Here is a 12,852-nt window from a genome sequence, read left to right on the forward strand (position 1 = left end):
AGGGCGCTGTGCAAAGACACCCTTTGTGCGGCAGGATCAGGGCGTCCACGGCTCGTAATCGCCGGTGACGTTGGGGCGCGTTTCCGGCGTCGTGAGGGAGCCCGGCGGGTGATAGGCGCCGGCGGTGCCGGTCATGTTCGGCCGATGCGGCTTCTCCCAGGCTGGCGCAGTGTAGCTCTCGTCTGTCGGAGGGATGTCCGTGCGATAATGCAGCCAGCCGTACCATCCCGGCGGCACGCGTGATGCCTCCGGGTCGCCGTTGTAAAGCACCCAGCGAGAATTGGTCTTCCGGTGCCGGTAATAGCGGTTCCCGGCATCGTCCTCCCCGACGAAGATGCCTTTGCGCCATGTGAAGACGCGCGTGTTGAGGGTCGCGTCGTGCCACCAGGTGAAAAGATGCAGGAAAAACTTCTTCATACGGCCGCTACCCTTTGTTCAAACTCGCGCTCTGACATCAACGCCTCGTTCCCGTCTGTGCCTCTCGCTCGGCGCCTCTCGCTCAGCAACTGAGCGTGTTGCCACCGCATTTGCGCGCAGCGGAAACCTTCTGCTGCAATTGGTCGAAACCGACCGCGCCCGGAATGGCCTCATCGGCGATGATGTAGGACGGCGTGCCCGAAATATCGAGAGCGCGAGCCATAGTCTGCACCTCGGTCAGGTTTTCGTCGACGGAGCTCTCGCCGGCCTTGGCCTCGATCGCTGCGACGTCGAGATTGAGATCGCGCACGACATCAAGCGCTTTGGCACGGTCCGCTTGACCACCGCGCGTCATCATTTCCCGGTGAAAATCGCTATAGCTATCCGGAGCGACGGCGTCGACGGCAACGGCGATCCTGGCGGCCTGCACCGAGCCTTCGGAGAGGATCGGGAACTCCTTCAACACCATCTTGAGGTCAGGATTGTTGTCGATGAGCGCCATCATGTCGGGATAGGCGCGGCGGCAATAGCCGCAATTGTAATCGAAGAATTCCACGAGCGTGACCGCACCGTCCGGATTGCCGAGCACGACCTGGTTCTTGGAATTGAACAGCTGGTCCTGCATGCGCGTGATCGTCTCGCTCTGCTGGCTCCGGGCCTCCTGGACGCGCTTGTTCTGCAGCGCCATGAGCGCCTCTTCGATGACCTCTGGATTGGAGACCAGATAATCGCGCACCAGTTGTTGTGTCGCGCTGGTGCTGTCCTCGGAGAGTGCTCCTTGCTCGGTCGCTGCGGGCGATGTCTCAGATCCGCTCGTCTGGCTGATCACATAACCGACCGAAACGGCAAGGATCAAAGCCGTAGCGACGATCGAGGCGTAGAAGATACGAAGCGCGTTCATACGGAATACCTGGCTGTGTTCTGTTCCATCAGGACTTAGCGTTGGGTGTCAGGCGGCTTATAGGTGAGGATGTCATCGGCCTGCAGCCATTCCGGCGAGCCGCGCTTCACCTTCGCTTGAACCCGTTTGGCGTAGCTCTGCGCTGTCCTGACGTCGCCGTCAATGAGAAGGCCGTTGGCCGTGGCAAGTTCAGCCTGCGGGATATGGCCCTGACGGGCATAAGCCATCGCGAGATAGCGATATCCGAGTGAGGAAAGCGGCTCGCTCGTGACACCCGCCCGCAAATGCCCGATCGCCTCGCTCAGAAGATTGTCGCGGCCGGTCTCCAGGATCGCATGACCGAGCAGGATGCGGATGAGGCCGGCATCCGGCGCCAGCGCATAGGCTTGCCGCAACGGGCCTACGGCGGCATCGGCCTTGCCGGATTCCAAAAGCGCCTGCCCCTTCAATTCGTAGAAATAAGGATTTTTCGGATCGCTCCTGATGAGGGCGTCGATCTGGCCGATCGCGTTGCGCACGCCGCCCGTGCGGTAGGCGAGGATCGCATGGGCATAGGCCGAAGGCAGGGTCTTTTGTGAGCGGGGAAAGCGCTGCTCCACCCGCGCTGGCGACTCCGTATAGCCGGAGAGCTTCGCCCGCATCATGTCGTGACGAAGCTGCAGCGAAGGGGGATCCTTCGCATCCCAATACTGGCTCTTGGCTGCAATCGTCTCCAGCTGCGCGATGCGCTCTGCCGGCATCGGGTGCGATTGCACGTAGGGATCGACGTATTGCGCCGAAAACAGCGACTGGTCGGCGAATCGGCGGAAGGTCTTGATCATGCCCTTCGCCGATTGATGGGTGGCATTGAGATAGGTGAGGGCCGCACGATCGGCCGAGATTTCCTGAGCCCGCCGATAGCTGAGGACGGAGCGCATGGCCATGCCCGGTCCAGCCGTCATCGCCGCCGCGCCCCCGCGCCCGATGCTGCTTGAGCCGGCGGCGGCACCGGCCACCATCGCGCCGGCGCTCAGGATGGAGGCGATGGCGCCGATCGCCTGGGCGCGGGCCATTTCGTTGCGAAGATTCTGAAGGTGTCCGCCGGCAAGATGTCCCGTTTCGTGGGCAATGACACCGATGATCTCGTTGGGGGTCTCCGCCTCCAAAAGCGCTCCCGAATTGATGTACATCCGCCGGCCGCTCGCCACGAAGGCGTTGAAGTCGCGATCGTTGATGATGACGATCTGCGCGCCTGACGAACCGATGCCGGCTGCCCGAAAGATCGGTCGGGCATAATCCATCAAGAGGGCCTCGATCTCCGCATCGCGGATGATCTTCATCTGCCGCTGCTGCGCTGAGGCTGTCTCGGGCTGGGCGGCGAAGGCGAGACTTGCAGCGAGGCCGAGACTGAAGACGGCCTTTGCGGTGTGGCGGAAGCGGCGCAGGAGGATCGAGGTCATGGCGCGGAAAGAGGGACGCAGATGGCCGGTGATGCTGTTCACGGGTGCAACTTCACGCTAGGAATTGCGGATCGGCCGGTCAATCGTTCTCAGGCTTGGTCCAAGATTAGCATCGACAAAGGGCAAACAATGTGGCGTGCAGATGACGCAGGCGGACGCGTATTCCCGCGCAAGCCGTCCCTGCGCAGCGCGGTGGAACCGTTCATCGCAATGGATGTGCTCTCCGCGGCCGCAAAACTCGAGAGCGAAGGCCGCGACATCGTTCATATGGAAGTGGGCCAGCCCGGCGCGCCGGCGCCTGCGGGTGTCCTGGAAGCTGCCCGCCTGGCGCTCAAGGACGGGCGTCTCGGCTATACGGAAGCGCTCGGCATTCGCGCGTTGAGGCAGAGGATCGCCCGCCATTACGGCGAAACCTATGGCATCGACCTCGATCCGCAGCGGGTGGCGGTGACGACGGGCTCATCGGCCGGCTTCATGCTCGCCTTCCTGGGTGCTTTCGATGCCGGAGCACGCATCGCAATGGCTGCGCCCGGCTATCCAGCCTACCGCAACATTCTCTCCGTGCTCGGGCTTGAGGCCGTCGAAATCCCGGTCGGTCCCGATACGCACTGGATCCTGACGCCCGACCATTTGCGGCGCGCACATCGCGAAACGCCGCTGTCAGGCCTTTTGATCGCAAGTCCGGCCAATCCGACCGGCACGATGACGCCGCCTGAAGAGCTTGAGGCGCTGATCGCCACCTGCAACGAACTCGGTATCCGGTTCATCTCCGACGAGATCTATCACGGCCTCGATTTCGCCGGCCGCGCGGAGACCGCGCTGACGTTCTCCGACGAAGCGATCGTGATCAATTCGTTCTCGAAATATTACTGCATGACCGGCTGGCGCATCGGCTGGATGGTGCTGCCCGAATATCTCGTGCGGCCGATGGAGTGTCTGGCCCAGTCACTCTACATTTCCGTGCCGGATCTGTCGCAGCGCGCAGCCATTGCTGCCTTCGATTGCACCCAGGAACTCGAAGAGATCAAGGCCGGTTACGCACGCAATCGCGCGCTTCTTCTGGAGCGAATGCCGAAACTCGGCTTTGAGGCGATACCGCCGGCCGACGGCGCCTTCTACGTCTACGCCTCGGTCGCCCGCTTCACCAACGATTCGACGAGCTTTGCCCGTCGCATGCTGGAAGAGGCAGGCGTCGCTGCCACGCCCGGCGCCGATTTCGATCCGGCGCGCGGCCACCTGACCATGCGCTTCTCCTTCGCGGGCGCGGAGGAGGCGATGCAGGAAGGCTTGAGCCGCTTGCAGCGGTGGCTGGCCTGATCAGCGCTTCTGAGCCGCCTTGGCCTGAGCGCTCTTCATCGCGGCAGCGGCCCGCACGGCCGGAATGCCGATCTGTTGATAGCGCTGACGAAGCCGCTCTGCGACTTGTTGATCGTGATGTTGCGACTGGAAAGCAGTCTCTTTTCGGTCGTGCATCTTGAAGGTCCATTCCGCAGTTGCGGTGTTGAAAGTGTGGGCCTCGTAGACTTAAAGCGCTCTTAACAGCAATCCGAAATCGCTACCTGCGGCGCTTCGCGCAACACTTTGTTTTAGTTCTCGGTTTCGACGAGAGGTGAAACGATCTGGGCGTCGGATTGCATGCGCCTCAAAACGTCAATCGAGGCGTGCGCGAAGTCCTTCAATTCCTCGTCGATCGCCGCCTCGGCCTCATAATGGAAGCCGTCATCGTCGTGGCTGACGGCGATGAGGACATCGCTCTCTCCGTCGGGCAGACGCACCATCGCCTTCTCCGTGGCCTCTCCGTCGCCGGAAAAACTCGGCAGCACGAAAAGGAGATCGCCACCTGACGTCTCGGCTGCGTGGCGCACGAGATCGATCCACGAGGCGGTGTCGCCGTCGGCCATGTCGAGAGCCATTTCGAAATCCAATTGCGGCAGAGAGAAACTGTCTTCGCGTTTGTCTTTGCCGTTGCCGGCTTCGATGCCGGCGAGGTTTTCTTGAGCCATACGAAGCGCCTAACGCCTGTCTTGGGAAAGAGTTCGACGTGATTGCGGCTTTTTGCGAGCCGAGTGACAATGGGCTCACGCTGCAGCGCTCAATTGTGCTGGGCGATGACATAACGCCGAAAGGCGAAAGGGAGGAACAACATGCACGGTCTTATGCAAGACTGGCCCTTGAACTGCCATCGCATCCTCGATCATGCCGCGGCCTATCATGGCGATCGCGAGGTGGTGTCGCGGCTCGTGGAAGGGGAAATCCACCGCACAACTTACCGTGAGATCAGGCGACGGGCGCTGAAGCTGTCGCAGCAATTGACGGCCCACGGCATCCGGCTCGGAGACCGGGTGGCGACGCTCGGCTGGAACACGATGCGCCATCTCGAAGTCTGGTACGGCGTGATGGGCATCGGCGCGATCTGCCACACCGTCAATCCGCGCCTCTTTGCCGAGCAGATCACCTACATCATCAACCACGCGGAAGACCGGCTTCTCTTCACCGATCTCACCTTCGTGCCGATCGTTGAGAAGCTGAAGGATGCTCTGCCGACCCTGGAGAAGGTGATCGTGATGAGCGATCGGGCGCACCTGCCGTCTTCCTCGCTCGATCTCGTCCCTTATGACGAATGGCTGGACGAGGTGGACGTGGATTTTGCCTGGGAGAGCCTCGACGAGAACACCGCTGCCGGCATGTGCTACACCTCCGGTACGACGGGCGTTCCGAAGGGGGTGATCTATTCGCACCGCTCCAACGTCCTACACGCGATGGTCGCAAGCCTCCCGGACATGATCGATCTGTCGAGCAGTGACCGGATCATGCCGGTCGTGCCGATGTTCCATGCCAATTGCTGGGCGATTTGTTTTGCCGCCCCGATGGTGGGCGCCGGAATGGTGATGCCGGGGCCGAAAATGGATGGCGCGTCCATTTACCAGCTTCTCGACGAGGAGAAGGTGACGGTGACCGCCGCCGTGCCGACGGTATGGCTGATGCTTCTGTCATACCTGGAAGAGACGGGCAGCAAGCTTCCGCATCTCGAGCGCGTGGTCATCGGCGGTTCGGCCTGTCCCCGTGCGGTCATCGAGAAATTCCAGAACAATTACGATGTGGAGGTCATCCACGCCTGGGGCATGACGGAGACGAGCCCGCTTGGAACGGTGTGCACGCTGACGCCGGAATATCAGGGGCTCAAGGGTGAAGCGCGCCTCGACGTGCTGCAGAAACAGGGACACCCGCCCTTCACGGTCGAGATGAAGGTGACCGATGATGCCGGCGAACCGCTGCCCTGGGACGGCAAGACTTTCGGGCGCCTGAAGGTTCGCGGGCCGGCCGTCGCGAAAGCCTATTTCAAAGGCGAGGGCGGTCCGCTTCTCGACGAGGAAGGCTTCTTCGACACGGGCGATGTCGCCCATATCGATCCTTACGGCTATATGCAGATCACCGACCGCTCCAAGGACGTGATCAAATCGGGCGGCGAATGGATCTCCTCGATCGAGCTCGAAAATGCGGCGGTCGCGCATCCCGATGTTGCCGAAGCCGCCGTGATCGGCGTGGCCAACGAGAAATGGGGCGAGCGCCCGCTCCTCATCATCGTGCCGAAAAAGGATGTGCGGCCCGACAGGGAAGACATTCTTGACTTCGTTCGTCAGAGAGTGGCCAAGTGGGCCGCTCCCGACGATGTTGCCTTCGTTGAGGAAATTCCACATACGGCGACCGGCAAGATCCAGAAGATGGCGCTGCGCGACCAGTTCCGAGATTACCGTCCGGCCGTCGAAGCCTAGGAAACAACGATAAGTGGCTGCGCGTCCGCCGATCCGACATTCCCGATCTGCAAAGTGGGCGCGCAGGCTCGCTGTCCTGTCGTTGCCGGTTCTGGTCCTGACGGGGCTTGGCAACCGCTTCGGCTTGATGCCGACGGAAGCCGTGGCGCCGACCGTTGCGCTCGGCTATGGCCTGGCGCTGGTCGCCTTCGCGTTGGCCGTGTTTGCTCTGGTGCGCATCTGGAACGCCAGCGACGAAGGCGCCGGAGAAGCCTTTTCCGCGCTCTTCTTCGCAGCCCCGGCTCTCGTCCTTTTCGGCCTCGCGATGGTGGCGCTCGTCATCTATCCGCCGCTCAACGACATCGCCACGGATGTGGACGATCCGCCACGCTTTTGGACCCATCCCCGTGAGGCGATCTCGGTGGCGGATGCACAGCGCCAGACCGCCGCCTATCCGCGGCTTGCCGCGCGCTTTTATCCGCTTTCGGTGGAAAGGGTGTTTGCCGCCGCGCAGGCTGTCGTGAAGGATCGCGGCTGGAAAGTCGAAGAAAGCCTCAACCCGGTTGAGGGCGAAGGCATCGCGACGATCGAAGCGGTCGCCCGTACCATTCTCTTTGCCTTCCCGGATGACGTGGTGATCCGCATCGCTCCGACGACCGACGGCGACATCGACGGCGCTATCGTCGATATGCGGTCCGCCTCGCGCTTCGGGCGCCACGATCTCGGCAAGAACGCGCGCCGCATCAAGGATTTTCTGCGTGACCTCGACGGCGTGCTGCAAGGCACGATTGAGGTCGAGCCTGCCCCCGAAGACGAGGAAGAGGAACGCTTCGGCCCGCTGCCGAGGCCGGAGCCGCCAAGTTCTTGAGGAGTCGTCGCGAGCCTTCATGGCTTCTGACTACGACGCCTGGGGACACTCCCTGATATGCTTCGATCGAAAGACAGCTGCGGCGGACGCAGCGAGTGCGGCCGTGCCTATGAACATGGACGTAGAGCCGAAGGCGTCGGCGATGGTTCCGGCGGCGACTGGGCCGATGACGCTCCCTGCGGCCACGGCAAGTAGCACGGCAGTGAAACTCTGCGATGGGAGGCTCGGGAAGAGCCGGTCCGACCAGAATGACAGGACTGCGCTCATCATCATGACGTAAAGGCCCTGCAGTGCCGCCGAGACGACCACGCCCGCCCAGGTCGTGGGCCATATCGCGACGAGTGCGAAAGACAGTGCAGAAGCGAGCATGAGAAGACGCAGGAGCCACGGCAGGCCCGTCACTGCTTTGGTGCTGGCTGTGAAGAGCCCGCAAAGGCCGAAAACGCCGTAGCAGATGAAAACGAGGCTGCCCGACGCGTTCCTCGGAAGGCTTCCGACGCCTCCGGCCTGCGCGATTCTATCTGCTGCAAAAGAAATGTAGATCGCCGAGGTGATGCCGTAGCAAAGACCGATCCCCAAAAGCGGCATGGTGGAGCGCCGCAACAGCGCTCGCCATCTCTGCGCCGTCCCTGGCCCTGGCGTGCCGGCGACTTCCCGCAGCGCCACCCAATTGGCAGCAAATGCAAGCGCAACAGCGGCCATGAATGCCGCCCAGCACATGCGCCACGAGACACCCCAGATGCTCATGGTAAGCCCGGCAGCTCCCGCAGCGGCAATGCCCAGGCTCGTGCCTGTGCTGACGGAGGAAAGGGCTGAGGGCCTCGCCTGCTCGGAAACCGAGCGATGGACGGCATTGTTGAACGGTGTCCATGCGAAACCGGCGCTCGACATCGCCAAAAGTATCCCGGCGGAAAGCACGGGCAGGTTCGGCGCTGCGGCGACGATGCCGGTACCGAGTGTGGCGACAGCCAGGCCGGAAAGGACGGGCAGGCGGGGCCCGTCCCGGGCCGTCAGCGCCTGCGAAATCAGAAGCCCACCGAAGAAACCTAAGAAACCAAGGCTCGAGATGAGCCCGGCCGTCTGAGTCGAGATCTCAAACGACGACCTGAACTCGGGCAGGAAGAGACCGAAGCCCATACGGGCGGGCCCATATGCGATGGCGGTCGCGGCAAAGCCTGCTGCAGACATCTTCCAAAAAGGCGTCATCCGTACCGAACGACGAGATGTGCAGAAAGTTCGAGCCGAACGTTCCATTTGTGCCCGAGGCGGTGGACCCTCTCCGAGACCCCTGGACACCGCTTTATCCCGGACGCTGCCCGTGCAGATCTCCCCATACGCCAGCGTGACGTTGGGCGAGGTCGGGGGCGAGCGCGCTTCCTGCGAGATCTTCGCCCGCGACTTACAGGGGGCCGCCGGTCTCCGGAGATTTAACCGCGCTTTCGTCCCGTTCCGCAGGTGCGGTTCCGGCATGGTCCGGCATCGGCGCTTTTCCGCCTCCCGGGGGAACGGCGGTATAGTCGATCCAGCCCTCGTCGATGCCATGGCAGGCGACTCTCGTCGGCCCGTGCAGCGTCAATTCCGGCCTGATCTCGGCGCATTTTTCCCGCGCATAGCGGCAGCGCGGATGGAAGGGGCAGCCGGACGGCGGATTGAACGGGGAGGGGAGTTCGCCTTCGAGCTTGATGTTCTGGCGCGGGCGTCTCGGATCGGCGACAGGCGTCGCCGACAGAAGCGCCACCGTATAGGGGTGCAGCGGTTGTTCGAACACCGCCTCCACCGGCGCAATCTCCACCGGCCGCCCGAGATACATCACCATCACCTCGTCGGCGACGAAACGAACGACGGAGAGATCGTGGCTGATGAAGATGTAGGTGAGACCGAGCTCTTCCTGCAGATCGGCGAGGATATTGAGAACCTGCGCCTGGATGGACACGTCGAGCGCCGAGACCGGCTCGTCGAGGACGAGGATCTTCGGGTCGAGCATGAGGGCGCGCGCAATCGCGATGCGCTGGCGCTGCCCGCCGGAGAACATGTGCGGGTAGCGGGCGTAATGCTCCGGCCGCAGGCCGACGCGTTGCAGCATGTCCGCCGCCTTTTCGCGCCGCTCTTTGCCCGGCATGTCCGTGTTGATGAGAAGCGGCTCTTCCAGGATGGAGCCGATTTTCTGGCGCGGATTGAGCGACCCGTATGGGTTCTGGAAGACGATCTGCACCGTCTTGCGCAGGGCGGCGAGATCGCTGTGCCCGGACTTTCCGACATCATGCCCGTCGATGACGAGTTCGCCCTCCGACGGCGGCTCGATCATGGTGAGAAGCCGTGCAAGCGTGGACTTCCCGCAACCGGATTCGCCGACCACGGCGAGCGTCGTGCCGGCGGTAACCGAGAAACTCGCCTCCGTGAGCGCTCGCACTTTGCCGGGTTCTGCAAACAGGCCGCGGCGGACTTCGTAGACGCGCGACAGGTTGGCCGCTTCGATGATCGTCGTCATGCCGCCTGCTCCGCACGGTTGAGAGGATAGTGGCACAAAGCCTCGCCGAGAGCCGCGGGCTGCCGCGGTGGTACGACGGTGCGGCAGGTGTCGTCGGCATAGGGGCAGCGGGGATTGAAGAGGCAGCCGTTCGGGCGGTCGCCCTGGCCCGGCACCACACCACGGATCGCGGGAAGCCGGTCGCCCGTCGCCCGGTCGGGAAGCGCATCGAGAAGCGCGGAAGTATAGGGATGATGCGGCGCGTCGAAGAGGCCGATGACGTCCTGACGTTCCACCTGCTGGCCGGCATATTGCACGACGACGCGCTGAGCCGTCTCCGCCACCACGCCCATGTCATGCGTGATGAGAATGAGCGCCATGCCGTGCTCTTTCTGCAGATCGACGAGGAGGTCGAGGATCTGGGCCTGAATGGTCACGTCGAGAGCCGTTGTCGGTTCGTCGGCGATAAGAAGCCGCGGCTGGCAGGCGGTTGCCATGGCGATCATGACGCGCTGGCTCATGCCGCCGGACAGCTGATGCGGGAAGGCCGACAGGCGCCGTTCCGGTTCCGGGATGCCGACGGAGCGCAGGAGTTCCACGGACCGCTCGCGCCTTTGCGAACGGGTGAGGTCGGTGTGAGCCGAAAGCGCTTCGTTGATCTGAAAGCCGACCGTGAAGCACGGATTGAGGCTCGACATCGGTTCCTGGAAGATCATGGCGATGTCGCCGCCGACAACCCGACGACGGGCGCGCCGCGACAGCTGCCGCAGATCCTGCCCGTCGAAGGCCATGTGGTCTGCCGTGACGGTCGCCGTCGGTGGCAGAAGCCCCATGACGGCGAGCATCGCAACGGATTTGCCGGAGCCCGATTCCCCGACGATCGCGAGACGTTCGCCGGCATCCACGCTGAAATCGACGCTGTCGACGGCAAGGAACGGACCGGATGCGGTCTGGAACGTGACGGAGAGGTTTTCGATGTGAAGAAGGGGCATCGCGGTTCAAGCTTGGCGTTGGGACGTGGAACGCCCGGTTTTGTCAGTGGCGCAATCTCTCACGGCGTTTCATCAGCTCCGCTTCAGCTTCGGGTCGAGCGCGTCGCGCAGCCCGTCGCCGACGAGGTTGATCGCAAGCACGGTCACGAGGATCGCAAGGCCCGGGAAGGTCACCACCCACCAGGCGCGCAGGATGAACTCGCGCGCTTCGGCAAGCATGGTACCCCATTCGGGCGTCGGCGGCTGTGCGCCCATGCCGAGGAAGCCGAGTGCTGCCGCATCGAGAATGGCGTTGGAGAAGGAAAGGGCTGCCTGCACGATAAGAGGCGACAGCGAATTGGGCAGGATGGTCACAACCATCAGCCGGAGCGGGCTTGCGCCCACGACACGTGCCGCCGTGACGTAATCGCGCTGCTTTTCCGCCATTACGGCCGCGCGGGTGAGGCGCACGTAATGTGGCTGCTGCACGATCGCGATGGCGATCATTGCATTCGTCAGGCTGGGGCCGAGGATCGCGACCAGCGCGAGAGCGAGAAGCAGGCTCGGAAAGGCGAGGATGATGTCCATCACCCGCATGACGAGGGTGTCGAACCAGCCGCCGAAAAAGCCGGCGAGGAGCCCGACAATGATTCCGACCACAAGCGCACCAGCCACCACGACGCAGCCGACGAACAACGAAAAGCGGCTGCCGTAGATGAGCCGCGAAAGAATGTCGCGCCCGACCGGGTCCGTTCCGAGGATGAATTGCCACGATCCACCCTCCTGCCAGACGGGCGGCACGAGCAACGAATCGCGAAACTGCATGCTCGCCGAATGGGGCGCGATCACATTGGCGAAAATCGCCACGAGGCAGATCACGACGAAGACGACGAGGCCGATGACGGCGCCGCGGTTCTCGCTGAAATAGGCCCAGAATTCCCGCAACATCGCCATGCGAGGCGATTCCGCTGCGAGCTCCTGAGTTTCGGCTTCCATACGGCTCATAAAGTCACCTCGTATGCCGGATGCGGGGATTGATGAGCCCGTAGAGCAGATCCACGATGAGGTTCACGAACATGATGATCACCGCGATCATCAAAAGACCGCCCTGCACGGCCGGATAGTCGCGCCGGAAGATGGAATCGACCATCCACTTGCCCACGCCCGGCCACGAGAAGATGGTTTCCGTCAAAATGGCGCCCGCCATCATCACCCCGACCTGCAGGCCGATCGTCGTCACCACTGGGATGAGCGCGTTGCGCAGCGCATGCAGGCCCACGACCCGGGCTTGCGAAAGCCCCTTGGCGCGGGCGGTGCGCACATAATCCTCGCCGAGCACTTCCAACATCGCCGAACGCGTCTGGCGCGCAATGACCGCAAGCGGGATCGTGGCAAGCACGATCGCCGGCAGGACGAGATGCGACACGGCCGAAACGAAGGCGCCTTTCTGCCCCGACAACAGACTGTCGATCAGCATGAAGCCGGTATGGGCGGGAAAATAGTAGAGGAGCGAGATGCGCCCGGAGACCGGTGTCCAATGCAGCACGCCGGAGAAGAAGATGATGAGCAGGAGGCCCCACCAGAAGATCGGCATGGAATAGCCGACGAGCGCGGCCCCCATCACCGACTGATCGACCCAGGTCCCGCGCTTCATCGCAGCGATCACGCCGATCGGAATACCGACGACGGTGGCGATGATGATGGCGCAGACGGAGAGTTCCAGCGTGGCCGGGAAAAGTGTGGAAAATTCAGCCAGGACAGGCCGATGAGTGACAAGCGATCGGCCGAGATCGCCTTGCAGCACCGACCATAGAAAGTCGAAATACTGCACCCAGATCGGCCGGTCGAAGCCAAGTTGATGCATAAGCTCTGCATGCCGTTCGGGGCTGACGCCATGCTCTCCGGCCAAAAGCAGGACCGGATCGCCGGGCAAAAGGCGGACAAAACCGAAGGCGGCAATCGTGATGCCGATGAAAGTCGGCACCAGCAGGCCGATGCGCACGAAGAGGAAGCGCAGCATATCTCAGAGAGTTGGCT

Annotated in this window: 12 protein-coding genes and 1 pseudogene; 3 read left to right on the top strand and 10 right to left on the bottom strand. The window is 62.8% G+C overall.

Features of this window, described 5'->3' with window-relative positions; genetic code table 11:
* Positions 1–36: 36 nt before the first annotated feature.
* From BLP76_RS02240 to BLP76_RS02250, 3 genes are all read right to left on the bottom strand, one after another.
* The gene (locus BLP76_RS02240; RefSeq protein WP_092809255.1) at positions 37–417 is read right to left on the bottom strand and encodes an NADH:ubiquinone oxidoreductase subunit NDUFA12; all 381 of its coding nucleotides are present in this window, start codon (positions 415–417) and stop codon (positions 37–39) included.
* Between the two features lie 82 nt (positions 418–499).
* Positions 500–1,318: a DsbA family protein gene (locus tag BLP76_RS02245; protein WP_092809256.1), complete on the bottom strand. Its 819-nt coding sequence runs from the start codon at positions 1,316–1,318 to the stop codon at positions 500–502.
* A gap of 35 nt (positions 1,319–1,353) precedes the next feature.
* Positions 1,354–2,799, bottom strand: coding sequence for a M48 family metalloprotease (locus BLP76_RS02250; protein WP_244514381.1), 1,446 nt, complete (start codon positions 2,797–2,799; stop codon positions 1,354–1,356).
* An 87-nt stretch (positions 2,800–2,886) separates the two neighbouring features.
* On the opposite strand from BLP76_RS02250, the gene BLP76_RS02255 reads away from it, so the two are divergent.
* On the top strand, positions 2,887–4,074 hold the full coding sequence (locus BLP76_RS02255; protein ID WP_200170479.1) for a pyridoxal phosphate-dependent aminotransferase: 1,188 nt from the start codon (positions 2,887–2,889) through the stop codon (positions 4,072–4,074).
* Here the strand turns inward: BLP76_RS02255 and BLP76_RS18700 are convergent, their stop codons facing one another.
* Entirely contained in the window at positions 4,075–4,230 is a 156-nt protein-coding gene (locus BLP76_RS18700; RefSeq protein ID WP_170130351.1) for a hypothetical protein, read from the bottom strand.
* A 113-nt stretch (positions 4,231–4,343) separates the two neighbouring features.
* On the bottom strand, positions 4,344–4,760 hold the full coding sequence (locus tag BLP76_RS02260; protein ID WP_092809257.1) for a hypothetical protein: 417 nt from the start codon (positions 4,758–4,760) through the stop codon (positions 4,344–4,346).
* 141 nt (positions 4,761–4,901) lie between these two features.
* Here BLP76_RS02260 and BLP76_RS02265 point away from each other — a divergent pair, with 141 nt between their 5' ends.
* Both BLP76_RS02265 and BLP76_RS02270 read left to right on the top strand, forming a co-directional pair.
* Entirely contained in the window at positions 4,902–6,530 is a 1,629-nt protein-coding gene (locus BLP76_RS02265) for a long-chain-fatty-acid--CoA ligase (protein ID WP_092809258.1), read from the top strand.
* 13 nt (positions 6,531–6,543) lie between these two features.
* Entirely contained in the window at positions 6,544–7,377 is an 834-nt protein-coding gene (locus BLP76_RS02270; RefSeq protein ID WP_139163660.1) for a DUF1499 domain-containing protein, read from the top strand.
* Between the two features lie 30 nt (positions 7,378–7,407).
* Here BLP76_RS02270 and BLP76_RS02275 read toward each other — a convergent pair whose 3' ends face one another.
* From BLP76_RS02275 to BLP76_RS02295, 5 genes and pseudogenes are all read right to left on the bottom strand, one after another.
* Positions 7,408–8,583, bottom strand: a complete 1,176-nt coding sequence (locus tag BLP76_RS02275) for an MFS transporter (protein WP_092809260.1) — start codon at positions 8,581–8,583, stop codon at positions 7,408–7,410.
* 334 nt (positions 8,584–8,917) lie between these two features.
* Positions 8,918–9,865: pseudogene (locus tag BLP76_RS02280) on the bottom strand (dipeptide ABC transporter ATP-binding protein); the annotation flags it as partial.
* The gene (locus BLP76_RS02285) at positions 9,862–10,836 is read right to left on the bottom strand and encodes an ABC transporter ATP-binding protein (protein ID WP_092809262.1); all 975 of its coding nucleotides are present in this window, start codon (positions 10,834–10,836) and stop codon (positions 9,862–9,864) included. The gene BLP76_RS02285 and the pseudogene BLP76_RS02280, both read right to left, overlap by 4 nt.
* 72 nt (positions 10,837–10,908) lie before the next feature.
* Positions 10,909–11,811, bottom strand: coding sequence for an ABC transporter permease subunit (locus BLP76_RS02290; RefSeq protein WP_414834247.1), 903 nt, complete (start codon positions 11,809–11,811; stop codon positions 10,909–10,911).
* A gap of 13 nt (positions 11,812–11,824) precedes the next feature.
* Positions 11,825–12,835: an ABC transporter permease subunit gene (locus BLP76_RS02295; protein ID WP_092809264.1), complete on the bottom strand. Its 1,011-nt coding sequence runs from the start codon at positions 12,833–12,835 to the stop codon at positions 11,825–11,827.
* Positions 12,836–12,852 lie beyond the last annotated feature (17 nt).

Origin of the sequence: Afifella marina DSM 2698 (genome assembly GCF_900102695.1) — a bacterium.
GTDB classification, from domain to species: Bacteria; Pseudomonadota; Alphaproteobacteria; order Rhizobiales; family Afifellaceae; genus Afifella; species Afifella marina.